The organism is Sphingomonas faeni (genome assembly GCF_003053745.1).
GTDB classification, from domain to species: Bacteria; Pseudomonadota; Alphaproteobacteria; order Sphingomonadales; family Sphingomonadaceae; genus Sphingomonas; species Sphingomonas faeni.
On record NZ_QAYE01000007.1, the window covers coordinates 252,756 to 275,034 of the forward strand.

Consider the following 22,279-nt stretch of genomic DNA (forward strand, 5'->3'; position numbering starts at 1 on the left):
GCCACCTCCCCCTAGCGGGGGAGGATCTCAAGGACGGCTAGTCCAACACCCAGTCGCGCTTCGCGATACCCTGCGCGTATAGCAGCGCCGTCAGATCCCCATAATCGATCCGCGCAGCCGCTGCCGCCGCGACGATCGGCTTGGCGTGATACGCTACCCCCAGCCCAGCCGCCTCGATCATCGCCAGATCATTCGCGCCATCACCGACCGCGAGCGACTCCTCCACCACAATCCCCCGCTCGGCGATCGCGGCGCGCAGCGTCGTAAGCTTGGTATTCGACCCGACGATCGGCTTGGTCACCGTCCCCGTCAGCGTTCCGCCCTCGATCTCCAGCACGTTGGCGATCGCGCGGTCGAAGCCGATCTGCTTCGCAACCGGCTCTGCGAACCGCGTGAAGCCGCCCGATACCAGCACCGCCAGCGCGCCCCTTGCGCGCATCGTCCGCACCAGCGCCTTCGCGCCAGGCATGATCTTCACGCGTTCGGCCAGGCAGCGCTCGATGTCGCTTTCCGCCAGCCCCTTGAGCAGGGCCACGCGGGCATCGAGCGCCGCCTCGAAATCGAGTTCACCGCGCATCGCGCGCTCGGTGATCTCGGCGATCTGCGGCTTGATCCCAGCGTAGTCGGCGAGTTCGTCGATGCATTCGACGGTGATCATCGTCGAGTCCATGTCGGCGATGAGCAGCTTCTTCGTGCGCGTCAGGCTCGATTGCACGACGACGTCGGTCGCGGGGAATGCGCCCTCGAGCGCGACCCGAGCAGCGTCCGGCGCCATACCGAAGATCAGGTCGGCGGCGTCCCCCTCGTCGATCCAGCCGCTCGCGCCCGGTGCGCAGCCGGCGTCGCGCAAGCGATCCATCGCGGTCGAAATATCGCCTGCGGTCAGCGTGCCCGAGGCTATAAGCGTTGCCGTGAACATAGAAACTCTCCCGAAGGTCGCGCTCATCGCAGGGCCGACCGCGAGCGGCAAGTCCGCGCTCGCGCTGGCCATCGCCGCGCGCCACGACGGCGTCGTCATCAACGCCGATTCCGCGCAGGTCTATGCCGACCTCCGCATCCTCACCGCGCGCCCGTCCGCGGAAGAAGAGGCCAGCGCCCCGCACCGGCTCTTCGGTCACGTGGATGCCGCCGATGCGAGCTACTCTGCGGCCCGCTGGGCTACCGAGGCGACGCTGGCGATCCGCGACACGCTCGCGGAGGGGAAGCTGCCGATCCTGGTTGGTGGCACGGGGCTCTATATCCGCACGCTGCTCGACGGTATCGCGCCTGTCCCAGACATCGACCCGGCCCTTCGCGAGGAGGTCCGCGCCCTCCCCGTCGCGGAGGCGCACGCAGCACTCACGCAACTTGATCCGCAGGCCGCGACCAAGCTCAACGCAGCCGACACCACCCGCGTCGCCCGCGCGCTCGAAGTCGTCCGCGGTACCGGCCGTACGCTTACCGACTGGCAGACCGATAAGGTCGGCGGGATCGGCGAGACGATCGGCGTCCGCGCGCTCATCCTGATCCCCGATCGCGACTGGCTCAATGCGCGTATCGACCAGCGCTTCGCCGAGATGGCCGATACCAGCCGCGAGGAGATCGCCGCGCTGCTCGCGCGCACCGACATCCCACAGGACGCCCCGATCCGCCGCGCGATCGGTGTGCCCGAGATCGCCGCGCTCGTCCGCGGCGAGACCTCGAAACCCGACGCCGTCGCCGCCGGATCGCTCGCCACGCGACGCTATGCCAAGCGCCAATATACGTGGCTAAGACACCAGCCGCCCGCCGCCTGGCCCCGCACCGAAGCGCTCGACCTCCCAACGCGCTTGCATCAATTTGAAACTATATTGCTCAAATGATGTTTGACACGCATCTTTTATATCGGTAGCCGGCCCAACCACGAGACGCTAAAGGCAGCGTTCTCGCAAAGGATGATATGAAATGACCGAGAAGAGTGGAGCCGATATCCTGATCGAGGCGCTGTGCGATCTCGGCGTGGAGGTCGTCTTCGGCTATCCGGGTGGTGCCGTGCTGCCGATCTACGACGCGCTGTTTCGCTCGGGTCGGATCAAGCACATTCTGGTGCGCCACGAACAGGCCGCGACGCATGCGGCCGAGGGTTATGCCCGCTCGACCGGCAAGCCCGGCGTGGTGCTCGTCACCTCGGGTCCCGGCGCGACCAATGCCGTGACCGGCATCACCGACGCGCTGATGGATTCGATCCCGATGGTCGTGATCACCGGCCAGGTGCCGACCGCACTGATCGGCACCGACGCGTTCCAGGAGGCCGATACCGTCGGCATCACGCGCCATTGCTCGAAGCATAACTACCTCGTGAAGGACCCTGCCAAGCTTGGCGACGTGATCCACGAGGCGTTCCACATCGCCACCTCGGGTCGTCCGGGGCCAGTGGTCGTCGACATTCCCAAGGACGTGCAGGTCGCGACGGCTAGGTACAAGAAGCCGGGCCCGATCCAGCACAAGACCTATCGCCCGCAGGTGAAGGCCGACCAGTCGCAGATCGAGCAGCTGGTCGACATGCTCGCCGCGGCCGAACGTCCGATCCTGTATACCGGCGGCGGCATCATCAACTCGGGCCCCGCCGCGAGCCAGTTGCTGTGCGAACTCGTCCGCATCACCGGCGCGCCGGTGACGTCGACGCTGATGGGCCTTGGTGCCTACCCCGCGTCGGGGCCGCAATGGCTCGGCATGCTCGGGATGCACGGGACGTACGAGGCCAACATGGCGATGAACCAGGCCGACCTCGTCGTCGCGCTCGGCTCGCGCTTCGACGACCGCGTGACGGGGCGCTTGGACGCGTTCAGTCCGAACTCGCGGAAGGTGCATATCGACATCGATCGCTCGTCGGTGAACAAGACCGTGCGCGTCGATCTCGGCATCATCGCGGATGTCGGTCATGCGCTCGAAGACATGGTGCGGATCTGGAAGAGCCGCCAGCATCCCAAGCCCGACACGACCGACTGGCAGCGGCGGATCGCCGGCTGGCGCGCGGTGAAGTGTCTCGATTTCCCCGAGAACGATCCGACCGAGATCATGCCGCAGCGAGCGATCCGGGCGCTGTTCGACGCCACGCACGCACGCTCGCCGATCATCACGACCGAGGTCGGCCAGCACCAGATGTGGGCGGCGCAGCATTTCGGGTTCGAGAAGCCGAACAAGTGGCTGACCAGCGGTGGTCTCGGCACGATGGGCTACGGCCTGCCCGCCGCGATCGGCGCGCAGCTCGGCAACCCGAACGCGCTGGTGATCGACATTGCCGGCGAGGCGTCGATCCAGATGAACATCCAGGAGCTGGCGACCGCGTCGCAATACCGGTTGCCGGTGAAGATCTTCATCCTCAACAACCAGTATATGGGCATGGTCCGCCAGTGGCAGGAGCTCACCTATGAGAGCCGCTATGCCGAGAGCTATTCGGATTCGCTGCCCGACTTCGTCAAGCTGGGCGAGGCATATGGCTGGAAGGGCATCCTGATCGAGACGCGCGACCAGCTCGACAGCGGGATCGCCGAGATGCTGGCGTATGACGGCCCGGTGATCGTCGACTGCCGCGTGTCGCAGCTGACGAATTGCTTCCCGATGATCCCGTCGGGCGCGGCGCATACCGACATGATCCTGCAGGCGAACGAAGTGTCCGGCACGATGGACGACGAAGCGAAGGCGCTGGTTTGATGACGTATTCGTCTTCTGCGCCCCTCCCTGGAAGGGAGGGGTTGGGGGTGGGTCGGCCTGCTTTGGCCACCGCCGCCTCCGATCGAAACCAACCCACCCCCGGCCCCTCCCTGTCAGGGAGGGGAGAAGGCTAATCATGCACATTTCCCAGGAAAAGGCCGAGCGGCACACGCTCGCCGTCATCGTCGACAACGAACCGGGGATCCTCGCCCGGATTGCGGGCCTGTTCACCGCGCGCGGCTATAATATCGAGAGCCTGACGGTGTCGGAGATCACTGCCGACAAGTCGGTCAGCCGGATCACAATCGTCACCAGCGCGTCGCCGGCGACGATGGAGCAGATCATCGCGCAGCTCGACCGGCTGGTGCCGGTGCACAAGGTCACCGACCTCACCGCACAGGGCGCGCACGTCGAACGCGAACTCGCCCTAGTGAAGGTGCGTGGCACCGGCGACCACCGGATCGAGGCGCTGCGCCTTGCCGACGTCTACCGCGCGCGCGTGGTCGATGCGACGACCTCGAGCTTTGTGTTCGAGGTCACCGGCGGGATCGACAAGATCGACAAGTTCGTCGAACTCATGGGTGAAGTCGGCCTGATCGAAGTAGCCCGAACCGGCATCGTCGCGATCGCCCGCGGCAAAGAGCCGGCTTAACACTTCTCCGCTTTTTTAGTTTTGTTCTCCCGCGAAGGCGGGAGCCCAGCCTGGACCTCCGCCTTCGCGGAGGTACACACCTTATCGAAAGGACCATCCAATGCGTGTCTATTACGATCGCGACGCCGACCTGAACCTTATCACCGACAAGAAGATCGCGATCGTCGGCTATGGTTCGCAGGGCCATGCGCACGCGCAGAACCTCCGTGATTCGGGCGTCAAGGACGTCGCGATCGCGCTGCGCGAAGGCTCGGCCACCGCCAAGAAGGCGATCGAGGCGGGCTTCGCGGTCAAGTCGAACAAGGAAGCCGCAGCCTGGGCCGACATCGTCATGATCCTCGCGCCCGACGAGCATCAGGCGGCGATCTACGCTGCCGACCTGCACGACAACCTCAAGCAGGGCGCGACGATTGCGTTCGCCCACGGCCTCAACGTGCATTTCGGCCTGATCGAGCCGCGCGCCGACCTCGACGTCATCATGATCGCGCCCAAGGGTCCCGGCCACACCGTGCGCAGCGAGTATGTCCGCGGCGGCGGCGTTCCCTGCCTGATCGCGATCGACCAGGACAAGTCGGGCAACGCGCATGACATCGCGCTCGCCTATGCATCGGGCGTCGGCGGCGGTCGCTCGGGGATCATCGAGACCAACTTCCGCGAGGAATGCGAGACCGACCTGTTCGGCGAGCAGGCCGTGCTGTGCGGCGGCATCACCCACCTGATCCAGGCCGGGTTCGAGACGCTGGTCGAAGCCGGTTACGCGCCCGAGATGGCGTATTTCGAGTGCCTCCACGAGACCAAGCTGATCGTCGACCTGCTGTACGAGGGCGGCATCGCCAACATGCGCTACTCGATCTCGAATACGGCCGAGTATGGCGACATTACTACGGGTCCGCGGATCATCACGGCGGAGACCAAGGCCGAGATGAAGCGCGTGCTGGCGGATATCCAGTCGGGCCGGTTCGTGAAGAACTTCATCCTCGACAACCGTGCGGGGCAGCCTGAACTGAAGGCGGCGCGGAAGCAGGCGCTGGCGCATCCGATCGAGAAGATCGGGTCGGAGTTGCGTGGGATGATGCCTTGGATCGGGAAGAATGCTCTCGTTGATAAGGCCAAGAACTGACGCGAACGCGAGCGCGCGACAGCGCGTGAGCGCGGCCGGCACGACGGAGCCTGCCCATAAGGCACGGCTTCGCCGGGTCCGACGGGCTGGCGTGGGGAACGTGCTGAGGTCAGCGTGAAGCCTGCCGCTACCCTACCACCCCGGCGAAGGCCGGGGCCCAGTTGGGGGACGTTGCTAACGGACGACAACGCTCCGTTACCTCGACCTTTCCAACTGGGCCCCGGCCTTCGCCGGGGTGGTGGCGTTTTGGGGGAAGCGTCGATCACTCCTCCCCTGTTCCCTCGCGAACGCGGGGTCCAGGGTCTCGGGCGGTGATCGTGGTTTAGCTGGGCCCCCGCGTCCGCGGGGGAACGAGAGCTGGCGGTGCACTCCACCGCGAGCGCGCGCCCCACCGACCCAATTCCGAAACACAGCGTTGGCATAACGTCGTTTGACGCGCCCCCTCCGCTCGGCCAGCATCGCGCGTCAAACAGGAGACCCCGCATGCGCCTAGTCCTAGCCACGATCCTCGCCCTCACCGCCGCGCCAGTACTGGCCCAGACCGCAGGCGTCCCCGGCGCCCCCGTCAAGGCACGCGTGACCGCCGGCACCTACGCGGTCGATCCGAACCACACACAGGTCACGTGGGCGGTCAACCACATGGGCTTCTCCATGCTCGAAGGGCAGCTCGGCGCATCGGGCGGCAGCATCACCATCGATCCCGCCAAGCCGAACGCGACCAAGGTCGAAGTGAATTTCGCGATCGACCAGCTTTCGGTCACCGCCGCGCCGTTCGCGGGCCATCTGAAGTCGAAGGACTTCTTCGACGCCGCAACCTACCCGACCGCCAAGTTCGTCTCGACCAAGGTCGTTGCGACCGGCGACAAGGCGACGATCACCGGCGACCTCACGCTCAAGGGCGTCACCAAGCCGGTCGTACTCCAGGCGACCTTCATCGGCGCCGGCGCGAACCCGATGAACAAGAAGCTCAACTTTGGCTTCCGCGCGACGACCTCGATCAAGCGTAGCGACTTCAATATCGGCGCCTACGCGCCGGTCGTGTCGGACAAGGTCGACCTGACCATCAACGCCGCGTTCTCGGCGCAATAATCTATCAAAATTTCTATCGCGCTGGACACGGACTGTGTCCGCGCGATAGGAAGTCGCAATGACGCATGGCCGCCTCCCGCTGCTTCGACTTACGCGCCCTTAGGCGCGCCGATCGTTTGCGCGGTGGCCATGCCCCGTGCCTCGCGCCTAAGGGCTGACCCGAACGCTCCCGACGACACGAGAGATACGAGCCATGCTGCGCGACCCATCGACCAAATACCGACCCTTCCCGCAAGTCGACCTGCCCGACCGCCAATGGCCGTCGAAGACCATCGTCAAGCCGCCCCGCTGGCTCTCCACCGACCTGCGCGACGGCAACCAGGCGCTGATCGACCCGATGGATGCGGAGAAGAAGACGCGCTTCTTCGACCTGCTCTGCAAGGTCGGCTTGAAGGAGATCGAGGTTGGTTTCCCGAGTGCGGGTGCGACCGAATTCGACTTTATCTCCGGCCTCGTGAAGACCGGCCGCATACCCGACGACGTATCGATCCAGGTGCTGACCCAGTCACGTCGCGATCTGATCGAGACGAGCTTTGCCAGCTTGGTCGGCGCGAAGACGGCGATCGTGCACCTGTACAACGCCGTATCGCCGGCATGGCGCAAGATCGTGTTCGGGATGGACCGCGCGCAGGTGAAGCAGATCGCGATCGACGGCGCCAAGGTGCTGCGCGACGAAGCCGCCAAGCAGCCGAACGTCCGTTGGCAGTTCGAATATTCGCCGGAGACCTTCTCGACCGCGGAACTCGATTTCAGCCTCGAGGTCTGCGAGTCGGTGATGGACGTCCTCATGCCCAGCCCTGAGAACCCGATCATCTTCAACCTGCCCGCGACCGTCGAGTGCGCGACGCCGAACATATATGCCGACCAGATCGAATGGTTCGGGCGGCACATCCGCAACCGCGATGCGGTGGCGATCTCGCTCCACACGCACAACGACCGCGGCACCGGCGTCGCGGCGGCGGAGCTCGGCATGATGGCCGGCGCGGACCGTGTCGAGGGATGCCTGCTCGGCAATGGCGAGCGCACCGGCAATTGCGATCTCGTGACCGTCGCGCTCAACATGTACACGCAAGGCGTCGATCCGAAGCTCGACCTGTCGGACATCGACGGCGTCGTGAACACGGTCAATTACTGTACCAACATCCCCGTCCACCCACGCACACCCTATGCCGGCGACCTGGTCTTCACTGCATTCTCGGGGTCGCATCAGGACGCGATCAAGAAGGGCTTCGCGGCGCAGGAGGCGAAGAACGACACGCTGTGGGAGGTGCCCTATCTCCCGATCGACCCCGCGGATCTCGGTCGCAGCTACGAGGCGGTGATCCGCGTAAACTCGCAATCCGGCAAGGGCGGCGTCGCCTGGGTGATCGAGCAGGACAAGGGGCTGAAGCTGCCCAAGCGCTTGCAGGCTGACTTCAGCCGGCATGTGCAGGCCTATGCAGACGAAACCAGTCGCGAGCTGAACGCGGCAGATATCTGGAGCCTGTTCGAGCGGACCTACATGCCGCAGGCCGACGACCGGGTGGAGTTGCGCGATTACGAGGAAAGCGGTGCCTCGGGGCAGCGCGTGTTCATCGGCCGCGTGGCGATCGATGGCGAGGAGCGGTCGATCTCCGGGCGTGGCAACGGGCTGATCTCGGGCGTGATCGCGGCGATCGCGAAGTCGACTGGGCCGACTTTGGACGTGGTCGACTACAACGAGCACGCGATCGGCCACGGGGCGGATGCGCAGGCGGCGGCGTATGTCGAATGCCGGACTGCCGAGGGTCGGACGGTGTTCGGCGTCGGCATGGATACCGACATCGCGACTGCCTCGGTGCGTGCGGTCCTGAGCGCCGCCAACCGCGCCTGACCTTATGAAAGACGGCCACCGGCTGAACCGGTGGCCGTTTCTCCTTACGCCAGCTTCGCCAGCAACGCCTGTGCCGCCTTTGCCGACGAGGCGGGGTTCTGGCCGGTGATCAGCAGGCCGTCCTCGACCACGTACACGCCCCAGTCGGCGGTCTTCGAATAGTTGCCGCCCTGCTGTTGCAGCATGTCCTCGACCAGGAACGGCACGACATCGCTGAGCCCGACCGCGGCCTCTTCGGTATTAGTGAAGCCGGTGACGGTCTTGCCCTTCACCAGCGGCGCGCCATCGGCGGCCTTCACGTCGCGCAGCACGCCGGGTGCGTGGCAGACGAGAGCGACTGGCTTGCCTGCGCCGATCGCGGTCTCGATCAAAGCGATCGATGCCGGATCGTTGGCGAGATCCCAGAGCGGCCCGTGCCCACCGGGATAGAACACCGCGTCATAGTCATTGATGCGCATCTCGGAGAGTTTGCGCGTATCGGCGAGTGCGGCGGTCGCCTCGGCATCCGCCTCGAACCGGCGTGTCGCGTCGGTCTGTGCGTCGGGCTTGGCGCTGCTGGGATCGAGCGGTGGCTGGCCACCCGCCGGCGATGCGAGCGTGATGTCGGCACCCGCATCCTTGAACACGTAATAGGGCGCGGCGAGTTCCTCGAGCCAGAAGCCGGTCTTGCGGCCGGTATCGCCGAGGTCGGCATGCGAGGTGAGGACGACGAGAATTTTCAACTTTGGTCTCCGGATCGGGGATTACGGGGAGAGAACGACCCGGCACTAGGATCGGCGCCTCACGCATGTGAAACGGATTGCGCCCGAACGTGGGACTATCGCCCTGAGCAGGACCGGTCGGCAATCATACGGAGGCATGCCCTACTTGTTCTCCCGCGAAGGCGGGAGCCCAGTCTGGATCCCCGCCTTCGCGGGGAAACAAGTCTTTCCCAAACGCTGGATCGATCTCCCGCTAGATCCGTCGCTCCCGCACGATGCGGCAGCCGATCGCGGCGTCCGGGTAGACGTCGGTCTTCATCGTCTCGATCTCGACCCGCCGCACCCGTTCGTCCGCTAGGCACAATGCGGCGATCGCTTCGCATAGCGTTTCCTGCAGCGCGAACGGGCGGTTCGCTACCATCGCCAGGATGCCTGCGCGGACGAAGTCGTAATCGAGCACTTCCCCGATCGCATCCTCGTCGAGCGGCCCCGGATACACGACGGTCATCTCGACCGAGACGACCACGCGTTGTGGCGCGACTTCGTGCGGGTGGATGCCCAGCCGCATCATCACCTCGAGTCCGTCGAGGATCGTCGTGAACTCAGCCATGTCGTCCCTCAAACATCACGTCGCCGTCTCGCGTCAGAAACCGTTGTCCGCAATCGACGAACACATTCTGCCCCGTCACGCCTTTTGCGGACAGCAGCCACGCGACCGCATCCGCGACCGCCTCGGCGCCGACCGGTCGCTTCAGCAAATTGTCGCTCGCCACCGCCGCGAACTCTTCTTCGGTCTGGTCTCCGCTCGGAAGGGTCAATCCCGGCGACACTGCGTTGACCGAGATGTGCGGGCCGAGCGCCTGTGCGAGCATCGTCGTCGCCCCCTCCAGCGCGATCTTGCCGCAGCTGTACGAGAAGAAGTCCGGGTTGAGGTTGGCCACCTTCTGGTCGAGCACATTGACCACCGCGCCGTCCGCGACGTCGTCCTGCGACGCCAGCGCGGACGCCAGCAGCACCGGCGCGCCGCAATTGACCGCGCCAAGCTCGGCGAACAGTATTGGATCGACGGTCGGCGGTCGATCGAATTCGAACTTCGACGCGCAGTTCACCAGCCCGTCGATCGGCCTACCGATCGCAGTCCGTGCCGCTGCGAACAGGTCACCGATCGTGCCCAGATCGCTCAGGTCGCCCGCTACCGAAGCAGCACGCCCTCCCCCGTCGACGATCTCCTCCACAAGTGCCGCCGCCTCGTCGGGGGAATGTCCCTGATGCACGACCACGGCATGCCCGTCGGCAGCCAGCCGCCGGACGATCGCCGCACCCAGCCGCTTCGCACCGCCCGTGACCAGCACGGTCCGCATCAGGCGCCGCGACCCATCAAGGCCAGCACTTCCTTGCGGCTGCGTTCGTCGTCGCGGAACACGCCCATCATCCGGCTCGTGACCATCGTCACCCCAGGCGTGCGGACACCGCGCGCGGTCATGCAGGCATGGCTCGCCTCGATCACCACCGCGACGCCCTGCGGCTTGAGGTTGTCCCAGATGCAGTCGGCCACTTCCGCGGTCAGCCGCTCCTGCACCTGCAACCGCCGCGCGAACCCGTGCAGCACGCGCGCAAGCTTCGAAATGCCGACGACGTGGTCGCGCGGCAGGTACGCGATGTGCGCCTTGCCGATGATCGGCGCCATGTGATGCTCGCAATGCGACTGGAACGGGATGTCCTTCAGCAGGACGATCTCGTCATAGCCGCCGACTTCCTCGAACACGCGTTCGAGGTGTTTCGCCGGATCGTCGCCATAGCCGGCGCAATATTCCTTCCACGCACGTGCAACACGACGCGGCGTGTCGAGCAGGCCCTCACGGGTCGGATCGTCGCCCGCCCAGCGGATCAACGTACGGATCGCCGACGCTACGTCTTCTGGCACAATCACCTTGCCGTCGGGACCCAGCACATCGTCTTCAACCAGCCGCTCCTCGGACCCGTTCAGTTCATCCCGCATCGCAACACCCTTTGTCAGCATACCCAAACATCGGAACATGGGTCCTCTTTTGCAACTGTTTCATTTCAGCAACGCGCCGTAAATCCCCGTATTCCGGGGCTCAAAATGCGTTGACGCTAGATCGTTTTCGTCGTTACTTCGCCATACCTGAAAAACTAAATCGTGAATCGGCACAGACCGGCACGATCGGGGAGAGGACTGACATGGCCAAGTTCGAATTGCTCGCCGCCTCGGCGATGATACTCCTGTCGATTGCGCCGGCAATGGCCCAGACGGCCACCACATCGGCTGGAAATGCCGGCCCCACCAACGGCCCCGGGCAGGAAGCGCCGTCGACGCCCGGCACATCGACGCAGACCACCCCCGCCGATACCTCGGCAAGTGCCTATGCGTCGCAGGATATCGTGGTTACCGCGCAACGCCAATCGCAACGTTTGCAGGATGTTCCGATTGCAGTGAGCGCTTTTACCGCGGACACGATCTCGAAGCAGCAGATCGTCAACCCGAGTGCGCTCCAGCAGACGCTGCCCAACGTCACCTTCACCAAGACCAATTTCACCACGTCGAGCTTCACGATCCGCGGGATCGGCGATCTGTGCGTCGGCGCGACCTGCGACCAGGCGACCGCGATCCACGTCAACGACATGCCGCTGGTCACCACGCGACTGTTCGAAAGCGAGTTCTTCGATCTCGAGCGGATCGAGGTCCTGCGCGGTCCGCAGGGTACGCTGTTCGGCCGCAACGCGACGTCGGGCGTGGTGAACTTCATCACCGCCAAGCCGGACCTGTCGGGGATCCACGCCGCCGCCGAGGCCGAGTACGGCAACTATGATTCGAAGCGCGCGCGCGCGATGATCAACCTGCCCTTCACCGACACGCTCGGCATCCGCGTCGCGGGCACGTATCTCAACCGCGACGGCTATACCAAGAACACGTATGACAATTCGAAGATCGACGGGCGCGACCTGTATTCGATCCGCGGCACGTTGTCGTGGGAGCCGACCAGCGATACCCGCGTCGATCTGATCGGCTATTATTTCCGCGAGAAGGACAACCGCAGCCGTATCCAGAAGCAGCTCTGCCACCGTGATCCGACCGGCATCCTGGGCTGCCTTCCCGATCGGCTCGCGAACGAAACGCCGAACGGCAACTCGACGCTGGCCGCGACGCTGGCCTCGACACAGTATTTCGGGATTGCCGGTACGCAGCTCGGGCATCCCGAGATTGCCGCGATCGGCCTGCAGAACCTGTATGCGACCGACACCTATGCCGGGGTCGTCAATCCCGGCGACGTCCGCACCGTCCGGATCGACTCCAACCCGACCTACTTCGCCGAGGAAGAGCAGTACACCGCCAAGATCTTCCATGATTTCGGTCCGGTCTCGTTCAACTTCACCGGCGGGTTCTCGCGCAACACGGTCGACAGCACGACCGACTTCAACCTCGCGGTCGAGAACCCCCTCGCGACCAATGTCGGCCTGAACACGCTGAACGCGATCGGCCGCCCCGGCGTGGTGATCCCGCTGCCCGGCGGTGCGCTGGTCAATACCGGCTATCTCAATGGCGTCCGTTCCGTGCTGATCCCCAACGGCCCGGCCGGCGGCGCGTGCCAGTCGGGTGCCGATACGAACAATGTCGGCGTGTTCGGCGGCAACGGCATCGGCTGTTACGCGCAGAGCCTCGACGTCGATCGCTCGCGCCAGGTGAACCGGCAATATTCGGCCGAGGCGCATATCGACAGCTCGTTCGACGGCATGTTCAACTTCCTGCTCGGCGGCATCTATGTCGACTCGCGCAGCCAGAACACCGACTATTTCGTCAACGCGTTCGGGCTGGATTACGCATCGGGCGTGCTCGGCGCGGCCAGCTCGGCGGCAATCCCGGGCGTCAACGGCAACGCGTTCCTCGCCACGCCGTTCTACCGCAACGACGGCGACGACTTCCGCCTGAAATCCTACGGCATCTTCGGCGAGACCTATTTCGAGTTCAACGACAAGCTGAAGCTGACGCTCGGCCTGCGCTACAACCACGACGAGAAGGACGTGAAGGCGCGCAACATCACGCTGAACGTGCTCACCCCGATCGGCGCGTCGAACATGACGCAGGGGCTGAACTACACCACCACCGACTTCGACTCCACGCGCACCGGGGTGCAGGAATATGCGCTCGACAAGGTGAGCTTTTCGCGGCTGACGGGGCGTGCAGTGATCGACTACAAGATCTCGCCGGACAATCTGATCTACGCGTCCTATTCGCGCGGCTACAAGTCGGGCGGCATCAATCCGCCCTTGCCCGCGACCTTCTCGGTGCCGACGACCTTTACGCCCGAGAAGATCGACTCGTTCGAGATCGGCTCGAAGAACACCTTCGGCAACGGCGCGCTGCGGCTCAACGTCACGGGCTTCTACTACAAGTACAAGCAGTTGCAGCTGAGCCGGATCGTCGCACGGACCGCGGTCAACGACAATGTCGACGCCCATGTCTACGGCGTCGAGGCGGAAGCGATCCTCAGCCCGATCCCGGCGTTCGTCGTCAACATGAACGCGAGCTACCTCCACAGCGAGGTGTCGGCGGACAAGTTCCTGGTCAATCCGCGCGATCCGTCGGGCGGCCGCTCGGACGCGGTGATCATCAAGGACCTGCAGAGCGCCGCCAACTGTGCGGTCGTGCCGACCACCGCGGGCAATATCGTCGGGGTGAACACCTATGTCGGCGCGGTGAACTCAGGTCTCGGCCTGCGCGCACCCGTGGCGATCCCGACGACCAACACCACCGGCGCTTACAGCCTCTGCTCGGTTCTCGCCTCGACCGCGGCCAATCCTCCGGCGGCGCTGCGCGCGCTGTTCGGCGTGCCGACCGGTGCTCTGCCGTACAGCGTCATCGACGGCGTCGGCGTCAACATCCGCGGCGGCAAGCTGCCCCAGGCACCGACCTACAAATTCTCGGCAGGCGCGCAGTACACCATCGCGTTCGGCAGCGGCATGTCGTTCGTGCCGCGCGTGGACCTCAACTACACCGGCGGCTTCACAGCCTCGATCTTCAACCAGCTGGTCGACCGCGTGCAGGGCTATGAGGTGATCAATGCGCAGGTGCAACTAAACGGCGCCGAAGACCGCTGGTTCCTGCGCGGCTTCGTGCAGAATTTGACGAACAATGACTCGATTACGGGTCAGGCGGTCGGCGACCAGTCGTCGGGGCTGTTCACGAATATCTTCACGATCGACCCGCGGCGGTATGGCATCGCGGCCGGGTTCAAGTTCTAAGCGACGACGCAAACGACCCTCCCCCGCCAGGGGGTGGTGGCGCCGAAGGTGACGGAGGGGAAGGACACGGAGCAGCGGTGGGCGCGTGCCTCCCCCTCCGTCTGGCAAGAGCCAGCCACCTCCCCCTTGCGGGGGAGGATTTCAAGGCGCCCTCCCTTCTCGCAAGGGCGGGGACCCAAGCCAAGATTCCGCCTTCACGGGAGAACCTGGGGCAAGGTGCCGCACGACTACGGAGTCGTACTGCTTTGAAGGAGCTAGCCCCCGACTTGCTCCCCTCCCTGAAAGGGAGGGGTTGGGGGTGGGTCGGTCTGGATTGGCCGCGGCGTTTACCAGGCAGCCTACCCACCCCCGGCCCCTCCCTTTCAGGGAGAGGGGGAAGGAGGCAGATCCCCCTCCTCATCGGAGAGGAGAGACGATCACTTCAGGCGCTTGGCGTGCCACGCCACATGGTCCGCCATAAAGGTCGAAATGAAGTTGTAGCTGTGGTCATACCCAGGCTGCATGCGTAGCGTCAGGTCGATCCCCGCCGCCTTGCACGCGTCTGCCAGCAACTCGGGCTTCAACTGTTCGACCAGGAAGCCATCGGCTTCGCCCTGATCGACCAGGATGTCCTCCACCCGCGCGCCATCTTCGATCAGCGCGCACGCGTCGTACGCTCGCCACGCCGTCCGTTCCGGCCCGAGATACCCGCCGAGCGCCTTCTCGCCCCATGGGCACTGCAACGGCGCGACGATCGGGGCGAAGGCCGACACGCTCCGGAAGCGATCGGGATTGCGCAGCGCGATCGTCAGCGCACCATGACCGCCCATCGAGTGGCCAAAGATCCCCTGCCGCGCCATGTCCGCCATCGAAAACTCCGCCGCGATCAGGGCGGAGAGTTCGTCCTCGACATAGGACCGCATCCGAAAATTCTTCGCCCAAGGCTCCTCGATCGCATCGACGTAGAAGCCTGCACCCTTGCCGAAGTCGTACGCGTCATCGTCCGGCACATCGTCGCCGCGGGGCGACGTATCCGGCGCGACCAGGATCACGCCCAGTTCGGCACACGCGCGCCGATACTCGCCCTTGTCCATGACGTTGGCGTGCGTGCAGGTCAGGCCCGACAGGAACCACAGCACCGGCAACCGTGCGCCGGCGTCGTGCGGCGGCACGTACACCGCGAAGGTCATGTCCGTGCCGGTCGCAGTCGAGGCGTGGCGATACACGCCCTGCGTGCCGCCATACGCCTTGCTGGTGGAGACGGTCTCCATCACGCGACCCGGTGCAATGCGCAAAGCTTGTTGCCCGACGGATCGCGCAGATAGGCCAGATACAGCGTGCGACCCGCCGTACCCTGGCGGATACCCGGAGGGTTCTCGCAGGCGGTGCCGCCATGCGCGAGACCCGCGGCGTGCCACGCATCGGCGGCCTCGGGCGATGCGGCTACGAAGCCCATCGTGCTGCCGTTGCCGTGGCTCGCCGGCTGCCCGTCGATCGGCCTCGTCAGCAGGAAACGCCCGCCGGCGTGCGCGTAGACCACCCGCCCCCATTCATCGACGACGCCCTCGGGCACGCCGAGCGCCACCAAAGCCGCGTCGTAGAACGCCTTCGATGCCGCGATATCGTCGGCGCCGAGCATGATATGGCTGAACATCCGCGCGTCCTCAGTAGATCACGACGGAGCGGATGCTCTCGCCGGCGTGCATCAGGTCGAAGCCCTTGTTGATCTCGTCGAGCGTCAGGCGGTGCGTGATCATCGGGTCGATCTCGATCATCCCGTTCATGTACCAGTCGACGATCTTCGGCGTATCGGTCCGCCCGCGCGCGCCGCCGAACGCGGTGCCGCGCCAGTTGCGCCCGGTGACGAGCTGGAACGGCCGCGTCGAAATCTCCTTGCCCGCCTCGGCCACGCCGATCACGATCGAAGTGCCCCAGCCGCGATGGCATGCCTCGAGCGCTTGGCGCATCACTGTCGTGTTGCCGGTCGCGTCGAAGGTGTAGTCCGCGCCGCCATCGGTCAGCGCGACGATGTGCTGGACGATATCGCCCACATCCTTCGGGTTGGCGAAGTGCGTCATGCCGAAGCGACGCCCCCATTCCTCGCGATCCGGGTTGATGTCGACGCCGACGATCATCCCCGCGCCGGCAAGCCGCGCACCTTGGATCACGTTCAACCCGATCCCGCCGAGCCCGAACACGACGACCGTGTCGCCCGGCTGGACCTTAGCCGTATGCACGACCGCGCCGACACCCGTCGTCACGCCGCAACCGACATAGCAGGAGGTGTCGAACGGCGCGTCCTCGCGGATCTTCGCGACCGCGATCTCCGGCAGGACGGTGAAGTTCGAGAAGGTCGAGCAGCCCATGTAGTGGAAGATCGGCTGCCCCTTGTAGCTGAACCGCGTCGTGCCGTCGGGCATCAGCCCTTTCCCTTGCGTCGCGCGGATCGCGGTACACAGGTTGGTCTTCTGGCTGAGGCAAGACTTACACTGGCGGCATTCGGGCGTGTAGAGCGGGATGACGTGATCGCCGACCGCGACGCTGGTCACGCCTGCGCCGATCTCGCGGACGATGCCGGCACCCTCATGGCCAAGCACGCTGGGAAACAACCCTTCCGAATCAAGCCCGTCGAGCGTGTACGCGTCGGTATGGCAGATGCCCGTCGCCATGATTTCGACGAGCACTTCGCCGAATTTTGGTCCTTCGAGGTCGAGTTCGACGATCTCGAGCGGTTTTTTTGCCTCGAAGGCAACAGCGGCGCGGGTCTTCATGGGTGGGTCTCCTTGATTGCCGCCCTGATGGCCCCCGTGCCCTGCGTCTGCAACCCATACGCGATGCAACCAATGCCACGTTGCCGCGCTTGATCCTTTCAAATCAAGGAGATGGCGCGATGAAGGATCCGAAGAAGGGCGACGAGGTCACCTGGAAATCGCACGGCGGCGAAGCGCACGGCACGGTCGAGAAGAAGCAGACCACCGATACGAAGATCAAGGGCCACACCGTCAAGGCGTCCGAGGAGGAGCCGCAGTTCATCGTAAGGAGTGACAAGGGCGGCAAGGCAGCGCACAAGGCGGACGCGCTCACCAAGGCGTGACCACGCGCGCAGTGCCCAACGCACGCGCGCAACAGGAAGGAATGCTTATGGCTACAGCTCCCAAGACCGGCGGCATCCACGCCCCCGTCCAGCCCTCTCCCGAACTCGGCGAGATCGTCGGCAACGACAAGCTCCCGCGCAGCGAAGTGATCAGCAAGGTTTGGGTCTACATCAAGGCCCACAACCTGCAGAACCCCGAGAACAAGCGCGAGATTCTGGCTGACGAGAAGCTGAAGAAGGTCTTCGGGCGTGACAAGTGCACGATGTTCGAGATGAACAAGTACATCTCGCAGCACGTCAAGGCCTAACCGCCAGCACTGCACGGCAAGCGGCGACGGGGCATCGTAAGCGATACCCGTCGCCCCTTGATCGAACCTTGTTGAGGGTTCGTAATATCGAGATTATCGTCGTGGCTCGAACGTTACCGCGCACGACCGGACGCTAGCCCCGCGCTTGATCGTCCCACCCGACCGGCGTATTGCGCCCGCCAATGCCCCCGTAGCTCAGCCGGATAGAGCGACGGTTTCCTAATCATTCGACGGATCGACACAAAACGCCGGTTTCTACCGGTTTTTTGCGTCCGCTATAATCGTTTATCGTCTGGGGTATACGCTGGGGGAACAGGCGTTTTGGGCGCGTTCCCAGAGATGTTCCCCGCAGCGTCTGGGGGAACATATTTTCGACGATGTAGATGGCTGTGGTGACCCCAAGTGGATTTGAACCACTGGCCCCCAGATTAGGAATCTGGTGCTCTATCCGGCTGAGCTATGGGGCCACGCACCCCGCTTCCATAATGACCCGGCTGCGTTCGGTCCAGATCATCTGCGCACGGTAGGGACTGGCGACACGATGACCTTCCCCCGCTTGAAGCAGCGCTTACACCGGAGCCGGGATCGGGCAGTGGCGATGGGGATCGGTGACCCTCCGAACAACTTTAAGATATTTGCGAATGGGACATTGATGGCGCGCCCGCATTCGCAGACGATTCGCATGTCGGCGCGATGCCGCATGAAATCCGTCGTGGTTTCGAAATGCGCGCTGCCCATCGCTCCCATGTAGAACATTTAGGGAACAATGGGCAACGGTTAGTGCGTTCGGGTTAATCGACCAGTGCTGCGTCGATCCGGACTTTCGCCAGATCGAAAATGACCCGCCCCTTGTCGTCGATGCCGTTTTCGGCACCCATGAAGGCACGCTGGCAGTTGATCGCAGCGATTGCCGCCGAACCGGAACCCATCGTGGGATCGACGACCAATTCACCGGGATTGGAGTAGGTGCGGATCAAATATTCGAGCAGCGCGACCGGCTTCTGAAAACGATGGATATTGCCCGCGTCCTTCCCGAATTCCAGCACCGTCCGGGGATAGTTGCTGGCGCTCATGTAAGTGGAACCCGCCCAACCCTCGCGCGGTTTCGAGTTCAGGTGCGACATCGGATGCTTTCGCCCGGTCGCCAGCTTCGGGACGGTGTTCTGCGGATTGAACGTCATCTGACGCTTCGAGTGGCGAACGATCGTCCCCTTGCTGAAAATCAGGATGTCTTCATGCGCCTGCATGTGTCGCAGCAACTGCTGTCCCGTCGCCTTCGGCTTGTGCCAGACAAGACGGTCCTTCAAGAAATCCCCACCAGCCTGCGTCAGCGCAGACGTGAACGACCCACTGGCGAAGGCGACGATTGCGCCACGATCGCTGACGACCCGCAGCATTTCGTCCATCCACTCCTGAACGTCGATGACTGGATCAAAACCATGTCCCGTCAGACCGTAGGGGAGGTCCGTCAGCAGCGCATCGACGCTCCCGTTGGGAAGCTTGCGCAACATCGCCAGACCGTCCCCGTTGACCAACACCGGACGCGCCGGGTCATTCGCCGCCTTCGGCTTCGGGATCGCCTTGGTATCGTTCGCAGCCTTCCGCACGACGCGCGGTTTCTCGCTGCGCTTGGCCTGCGCCGCCACCTTCGATTTACGGTCAGGAGCCGTCACAGGAGCCTTGAGACGGTAGGAGAAGTCGTCAGCCTCAACATTGGTGGTCGGATCGTCTGCAAGGCGCTGGTAGCGGGCGTAGATGCTACCCTTCGAGACGCCGGAGTGAAGCAGTTTGACGTGAAGCTGACGCGCCGTCTGAAAGTGGGTGGTCAGAACGTCGAGGAACATGGCGTCGGGATAGCGGCCACCCTTCCCCGCCTTGCTCACCTTGACCGGCTTAGCGATCGGTTCAGCATCGTTGGCTGCGGTCACGACACTCTTAGCGTAGACGTTGGAGTGACGATCAATTTGTCTTTGGAGTTCTTCGGCGCGGGCGTTCGCATTGCGAACGTTATGGGAAAAGCTTTCGCCGATCTTATTCAGGAGGTTGACGAATTCGTTGATCTGCTGTTCTGCGTTGACCGTCTTCATAATCGTAGTCTTTCGTTCAGGTTCCCATAGGATTCCTTGGTTTGCTTGTGTCAGTTTGCTGCGTTGCTTGCTGACGATTAGGTCTTTACCGCAGTTCGCGGCGGTTGTCAGACTGGTGGGATCAAGAGTAGTGGGCAACGTATCAAGCGTAGTGGGGACAACAGCGTGAACGATGAACGGTATGCAGGGAGAGTGCGCGGCATCATCTCAAAAAAGTCTGCCGCATTGGACTACGCGGAATCGATGATTCAACATTTCGAGGAAGAACGCGCTGCGCCCGGTGGCGGACTGAACAAGAGCGCATATGTCGCGTCGTTCGACGGCAAAGAACTACCGACACCAAATGGCAAGACCCGGTGGCACATAACTACGGTCACCAACCTCATGGCGATCGATCAGCAACTAACTGAGAAGCGCGCCGCTGAAATTGAGAGTTTCAATTACAACGAACGCTGGTTCAAGGGGCGGAGCTACAAGGCTGTCCGCGTCCTGACTGACCAAGACTGGATCAATCTTCGTCAGGAGTATTTGGGCGGGTTGGACGCGCTGGTTGAACGGGCGAAGGTGATTGCCGCACGGATACGTGGCGACGATCCTACTTCGAAGACGGAGGGATAGACCCTTTCCAGATCGCGTATAAAACCTTGTTCATTTGATCGAAGAGATTGGGGTAGACGATCTCTTTCTCGGTCGAAAGAATACGGCGCAGCAAGATATCGCGGATAGGCTGCTTTTCAGGCCATGTCAGCGCGAACTATGCGCGACTGTTGCCACGAAACCCTCGCCATATCCATTGCAGCGTCAGGAAGATTACATAAGCGATTAGCGGAAAGATAAATGCTGCGATCAGGTGACCATAAGTGTCATCGAGCGTAGGAGGTGCGAAACCGTCAGGACCACCGGAATTGCGCAAGGCGTAGCGATAATCTTTCAACTCGAAGAACACGACCATGAACCAATAGGCGAACCACAAGACCGCCACGACGATCAGAATCCGTCGTAATCCGAGCGTTAGACCCGGAGCCGTGCCGGTCGGGTCGGTCGTGTTCAACTCCCGCGCCACCGCTGACAAATCGTAAGTGCCGTCGATCCTGACTTCGCTGTTGTCGCGGTCAATCGATCGGTCTTCGATCAGACCAGCGCCACCGGGAGCGTCAGCGCCGATCGCGTGGACTTCGAGGAAATCTTGCAGAAGCTGCGGCGTGATCGTGGTTCGGGTCATGCGTCTACTTCTTGCGTCGTGCGGTCGTTCGCGTTCCAACGAACGCCTTGAACATCTGATATGCGCTGATGTTCAAAACTTCGTCCTCCTTTGCCGCCTTCCCACAAGCGTAGCTCAAAGCCAGATAAGCTGACGTTGAAGGTGCAGGAAACTCCCACGAGCTATTTCCTGTCACGTCATCTATGAATTTCTGATCGTCGCCAAACATCTTACCTGACAGCATCTGCGAGCGCTCCGCTTTGCAGTCAAATTGGTAGAGCGTCTGCGCGAATATCGGTTTGAGATATGCAGAATCCATAACGACCGTAGTCAACCACGCACGACGATATCCTGCTACATCTCGGATCGTGTCGAGATCGATGGCGACCATACTGTCCTGCGCTTCTGCGGCCACTATAACGAACCGTTCTGAGTTCGCTGGTGCCGCTGTCAGCATGGTTGCCGCGATCACCGCAACGGCAGTCAAAATCTTCATCGCGTCCCCCTTGTCGGAGAACAGGTTAGCTCGCTTACCCCTTCGGACCAACCATCCTGACTACACGAATCGATTCCGCCAGCGTGGCGAAGCTATCCTTCATCGTCTCCGCCAGCTTTTCCTGACCGTGCTCGACGCGCTCCAATGACTTGTCGATGGCGGCGATGCTCGACTCCACCTTCACAATACGCTCGATGTCTGACTGACGCGCGCGTTCCAGAGCATCGAGACGCGACGCGTGGTTGTTGACCTTGTGGCCGATGGTCTGCGCAATCCGGGAGTCGAGATCGCTGATCTTGCCGGTGGTCGTCACCGCAGCCGCCGTGATCGAATTATCGAGATGGGTGATAGCGGCGGCACGGTCCTGCGCTTCCTCGTTCACCCGTCCTGACACGTAAGCCCCGCACCAGCGCACGACAGCGAGCGGCATACCGACAGCGGTTCCGATGGCGGCGATTGCCCCGCACATCTCTAAAACACCGATGTCCATTACGCGTCGATGTTCGGCGTTCGCGACGACCACATAGAGAGAAGCGCGGGGATGACGATCAGCAGCACGCCGTCAACGAACGCGGAGTCGAGTTCATGCCCTGCGTAGAAGGCGAAACCGGAAGCGATGACGCCGCTAACGGCGCGACGATGCGCTTCATCGCCAGACCATTGCAAAGCTGCTTTGGCCTTTTCTTTAAGTAAATTCAGATATTTCATAGAAGTATTTATATGAATGGTCGGCGCGACGGACACGCCGACCAATCTTAAATGCACG

23 protein-coding genes and 1 tRNA gene are annotated in these 22,279 nt (G+C 63.3%); 10 read left to right on the forward strand and 14 right to left on the reverse strand.

The window, feature by feature from the left end; translation table 11 throughout:
• Positions 1-37: 37 nt before the first annotated feature.
• Positions 38-919, reverse strand: a complete 882-nt coding sequence (gene serB / locus C8J25_RS14245; RefSeq protein WP_107954977.1) for a phosphoserine phosphatase SerB — start codon at positions 917-919, stop codon at positions 38-40.
• On the opposite strand from serB, the gene miaA reads away from it, so the two are divergent.
• From miaA to leuA, 6 genes are all read left to right on the forward strand, one after another.
• On the forward strand, positions 912-1,841 hold the full coding sequence (gene miaA / locus C8J25_RS14250; protein ID WP_107955061.1) for a tRNA (adenosine(37)-N6)-dimethylallyltransferase MiaA: 930 nt from the start codon (positions 912-914) through the stop codon (positions 1,839-1,841). The two genes, serB and miaA, sit on opposite strands and share 8 nt — an antisense overlap.
• A gap of 82 nt (positions 1,842-1,923) precedes the next feature.
• Positions 1,924-3,672 (forward strand): acetolactate synthase 3 large subunit, encoded by a 1,749-nt coding sequence (locus C8J25_RS14255; protein ID WP_107954978.1) that lies wholly within the window; start codon positions 1,924-1,926, stop codon positions 3,670-3,672.
• 136 nt (positions 3,673-3,808) lie between these two features.
• A complete protein-coding gene (gene ilvN / locus C8J25_RS14260) occupies positions 3,809-4,324 on the forward strand; it encodes an acetolactate synthase small subunit (RefSeq protein ID WP_056048113.1) in 516 nt (171 codons plus the stop codon).
• Between the two features lie 100 nt (positions 4,325-4,424).
• On the forward strand, positions 4,425-5,444 hold the full coding sequence (gene ilvC, locus C8J25_RS14265; RefSeq protein WP_093397093.1) for a ketol-acid reductoisomerase: 1,020 nt from the start codon (positions 4,425-4,427) through the stop codon (positions 5,442-5,444).
• A gap of 483 nt (positions 5,445-5,927) precedes the next feature.
• Positions 5,928-6,533, forward strand: a complete 606-nt coding sequence (locus tag C8J25_RS14270; protein WP_107954979.1) for a YceI family protein — start codon at positions 5,928-5,930, stop codon at positions 6,531-6,533.
• Between the two features lie 193 nt (positions 6,534-6,726).
• Positions 6,727-8,385: a 2-isopropylmalate synthase gene (gene leuA, locus C8J25_RS14275; protein ID WP_107954980.1), complete on the forward strand. Its 1,659-nt coding sequence runs from the start codon at positions 6,727-6,729 to the stop codon at positions 8,383-8,385.
• Positions 8,386-8,429: 44 nt separating this feature from the next.
• Here leuA and C8J25_RS14280 read toward each other — a convergent pair whose 3' ends face one another.
• The 4 genes from C8J25_RS14280 to folE all read right to left on the reverse strand — a co-directional run bounded on the left by C8J25_RS14280 (position 8,430) and on the right by folE (position 11,085).
• Complete coding sequence (locus C8J25_RS14280) at positions 8,430-9,107, reverse strand: type 1 glutamine amidotransferase domain-containing protein (RefSeq protein ID WP_107954981.1); 678 nt, start codon at positions 9,105-9,107, stop codon at positions 8,430-8,432.
• 232 nt (positions 9,108-9,339) lie between these two features.
• Complete coding sequence (locus C8J25_RS14285) at positions 9,340-9,696, reverse strand: dihydroneopterin aldolase (RefSeq protein ID WP_107954982.1); 357 nt, start codon at positions 9,694-9,696, stop codon at positions 9,340-9,342.
• Positions 9,689-10,447 carry an SDR family oxidoreductase gene (locus C8J25_RS14290; RefSeq protein ID WP_107954983.1) on the reverse strand — a complete coding sequence of 253 codons (759 nt, stop codon included), beginning with the start codon at positions 10,445-10,447 and terminating at the stop codon, positions 9,689-9,691. The genes C8J25_RS14285 and C8J25_RS14290 overlap by 8 nt, the downstream gene beginning before the upstream one ends.
• On the reverse strand, positions 10,447-11,085 hold the full coding sequence (folE, locus tag C8J25_RS14295) for a GTP cyclohydrolase I FolE (protein ID WP_107955063.1): 639 nt from the start codon (positions 11,083-11,085) through the stop codon (positions 10,447-10,449). The genes C8J25_RS14290 and folE overlap by 1 nt, the downstream gene beginning before the upstream one ends.
• Before the next feature lie 203 nt (positions 11,086-11,288).
• On the opposite strand from folE, the gene C8J25_RS14300 reads away from it, so the two are divergent.
• Positions 11,289-14,348 (forward strand): TonB-dependent receptor domain-containing protein, encoded by a 3,060-nt coding sequence (locus tag C8J25_RS14300; RefSeq protein ID WP_107954984.1) that lies wholly within the window; start codon positions 11,289-11,291, stop codon positions 14,346-14,348.
• 416 nt (positions 14,349-14,764) lie between these two features.
• Here C8J25_RS14300 and fghA read toward each other — a convergent pair whose 3' ends face one another.
• From fghA to C8J25_RS14315, 3 genes are read right to left on the reverse strand one after another with little or no spacing between them, the layout of a single operon-like run.
• Entirely contained in the window at positions 14,765-15,598 is an 834-nt protein-coding gene (fghA, locus tag C8J25_RS14305) for an S-formylglutathione hydrolase (protein ID WP_107954985.1), read from the reverse strand.
• Positions 15,598-15,981: a VOC family protein gene (locus tag C8J25_RS14310; RefSeq protein ID WP_107954986.1), complete on the reverse strand. Its 384-nt coding sequence runs from the start codon at positions 15,979-15,981 to the stop codon at positions 15,598-15,600. Before C8J25_RS14310 ends, fghA begins: the two co-directional genes overlap by 1 nt.
• Positions 15,982-15,991: 10 nt before the next feature.
• Entirely contained in the window at positions 15,992-17,098 is a 1,107-nt protein-coding gene (locus C8J25_RS14315; protein WP_107954987.1) for an S-(hydroxymethyl)glutathione dehydrogenase/class III alcohol dehydrogenase, read from the reverse strand.
• Between the two features lie 119 nt (positions 17,099-17,217).
• Between C8J25_RS14315 and C8J25_RS14320 the strand changes: the two genes are divergently transcribed.
• Together C8J25_RS14320 and C8J25_RS14325 are read left to right on the forward strand one after the other, a co-directional pair.
• Positions 17,218-17,421, forward strand: a complete 204-nt coding sequence (locus C8J25_RS14320) for a hypervirulence associated TUDOR domain-containing protein (RefSeq protein ID WP_107954988.1) — start codon at positions 17,218-17,220, stop codon at positions 17,419-17,421.
• A gap of 47 nt (positions 17,422-17,468) precedes the next feature.
• A complete protein-coding gene (locus C8J25_RS14325) occupies positions 17,469-17,729 on the forward strand; it encodes an SWIB/MDM2 domain-containing protein (RefSeq protein WP_031394799.1) in 261 nt (86 codons plus the stop codon).
• Between the two features lie 390 nt (positions 17,730-18,119).
• On the opposite strand, the gene C8J25_RS14330 is transcribed toward C8J25_RS14325, so the two are convergent.
• A tRNA-Arg gene (locus tag C8J25_RS14330) sits at positions 18,120-18,196 on the reverse strand.
• A gap of 324 nt (positions 18,197-18,520) precedes the next feature.
• Complete coding sequence (locus C8J25_RS14340) at positions 18,521-19,816, reverse strand: DNA-methyltransferase (protein ID WP_107954990.1); 1,296 nt, start codon at positions 19,814-19,816, stop codon at positions 18,521-18,523.
• Between the two features lie 165 nt (positions 19,817-19,981).
• On the opposite strand from C8J25_RS14340, the gene C8J25_RS14345 reads away from it, so the two are divergent.
• The gene (locus C8J25_RS14345; RefSeq protein WP_146173340.1) at positions 19,982-20,434 is read left to right on the forward strand and encodes a hypothetical protein; all 453 of its coding nucleotides are present in this window, start codon (positions 19,982-19,984) and stop codon (positions 20,432-20,434) included.
• A 136-nt stretch (positions 20,435-20,570) separates the two neighbouring features.
• On the opposite strand, the gene C8J25_RS14350 is transcribed toward C8J25_RS14345, so the two are convergent.
• The 4 genes from C8J25_RS14350 to C8J25_RS14365 are packed head-to-tail and all read right to left on the reverse strand — an operon-like array spanning position 20,571 to position 22,221.
• Positions 20,571-21,038: a hypothetical protein gene (locus C8J25_RS14350; RefSeq protein WP_107954992.1), complete on the reverse strand. Its 468-nt coding sequence runs from the start codon at positions 21,036-21,038 to the stop codon at positions 20,571-20,573.
• Between the two features lie 4 nt (positions 21,039-21,042).
• On the reverse strand, positions 21,043-21,513 hold the full coding sequence (locus C8J25_RS14355) for a surface-adhesin E family protein (RefSeq protein ID WP_107954993.1): 471 nt from the start codon (positions 21,511-21,513) through the stop codon (positions 21,043-21,045).
• A 34-nt stretch (positions 21,514-21,547) separates the two neighbouring features.
• Positions 21,548-22,003, reverse strand: a complete 456-nt coding sequence (locus C8J25_RS14360; RefSeq protein WP_107954994.1) for a hypothetical protein — start codon at positions 22,001-22,003, stop codon at positions 21,548-21,550.
• Positions 22,003-22,221 (reverse strand): hypothetical protein, encoded by a 219-nt coding sequence (locus tag C8J25_RS14365; protein ID WP_107954995.1) that lies wholly within the window; start codon positions 22,219-22,221, stop codon positions 22,003-22,005. The genes C8J25_RS14360 and C8J25_RS14365 overlap by 1 nt, the downstream gene beginning before the upstream one ends.
• Between the last annotated feature and the right edge of the window lie 58 nt (positions 22,222-22,279).

Excerpts from the sequence above, each read along its gene's own strand:
- serB (WP_107954977.1), bottom strand. The coding sequence starts at position 919 with ATGTTCACGGCAACGCTTATAGCCTCGGGCACGCTGACCGCAGGCGAT.
- C8J25_RS14255 (WP_107954978.1), top strand. The coding sequence starts at position 1,924 with ATGACCGAGAAGAGTGGAGCCGATATCCTGATCGAGGCGCTGTGCGAT.
- ilvN (WP_056048113.1), top strand. The coding sequence starts at position 3,809 with ATGCACATTTCCCAGGAAAAGGCCGAGCGGCACACGCTCGCCGTCATC.
- ilvC (WP_093397093.1), top strand. The coding sequence starts at position 4,425 with ATGCGTGTCTATTACGATCGCGACGCCGACCTGAACCTTATCACCGAC.
- C8J25_RS14270 (WP_107954979.1), top strand. The coding sequence starts at position 5,928 with ATGCGCCTAGTCCTAGCCACGATCCTCGCCCTCACCGCCGCGCCAGTA.
- leuA (WP_107954980.1), top strand. The coding sequence starts at position 6,727 with ATGCTGCGCGACCCATCGACCAAATACCGACCCTTCCCGCAAGTCGAC.
- C8J25_RS14285 (WP_107954982.1), bottom strand. The coding sequence starts at position 9,696 with ATGGCTGAGTTCACGACGATCCTCGACGGACTCGAGGTGATGATGCGG.
- C8J25_RS14290 (WP_107954983.1), bottom strand. The coding sequence starts at position 10,447 with ATGCGGACCGTGCTGGTCACGGGCGGTGCGAAGCGGCTGGGTGCGGCG.
- folE (WP_107955063.1), bottom strand. The coding sequence starts at position 11,085 with ATGCGGGATGAACTGAACGGGTCCGAGGAGCGGCTGGTTGAAGACGAT.
- C8J25_RS14300 (WP_107954984.1), top strand. The coding sequence starts at position 11,289 with ATGGCCAAGTTCGAATTGCTCGCCGCCTCGGCGATGATACTCCTGTCG.
- fghA (WP_107954985.1), bottom strand. The coding sequence starts at position 15,598 with ATGGAGACCGTCTCCACCAGCAAGGCGTATGGCGGCACGCAGGGCGTG.
- C8J25_RS14310 (WP_107954986.1), bottom strand. The coding sequence starts at position 15,981 with ATGTTCAGCCATATCATGCTCGGCGCCGACGATATCGCGGCATCGAAG.
- C8J25_RS14315 (WP_107954987.1), bottom strand. The coding sequence starts at position 17,098 with ATGAAGACCCGCGCCGCTGTTGCCTTCGAGGCAAAAAAACCGCTCGAG.
- C8J25_RS14320 (WP_107954988.1), top strand. The coding sequence starts at position 17,218 with ATGAAGGATCCGAAGAAGGGCGACGAGGTCACCTGGAAATCGCACGGC.
- C8J25_RS14325 (WP_031394799.1), top strand. The coding sequence starts at position 17,469 with ATGGCTACAGCTCCCAAGACCGGCGGCATCCACGCCCCCGTCCAGCCC.
- C8J25_RS14340 (WP_107954990.1), bottom strand. The coding sequence starts at position 19,816 with ATGAAGACGGTCAACGCAGAACAGCAGATCAACGAATTCGTCAACCTC.
- C8J25_RS14350 (WP_107954992.1), bottom strand. The coding sequence starts at position 21,038 with ATGACCCGAACCACGATCACGCCGCAGCTTCTGCAAGATTTCCTCGAA.
- C8J25_RS14355 (WP_107954993.1), bottom strand. The coding sequence starts at position 21,513 with ATGAAGATTTTGACTGCCGTTGCGGTGATCGCGGCAACCATGCTGACA.
- C8J25_RS14360 (WP_107954994.1), bottom strand. The coding sequence starts at position 22,003 with ATGGACATCGGTGTTTTAGAGATGTGCGGGGCAATCGCCGCCATCGGA.
- C8J25_RS14365 (WP_107954995.1), bottom strand. The coding sequence starts at position 22,221 with ATGAAATATCTGAATTTACTTAAAGAAAAGGCCAAAGCAGCTTTGCAA.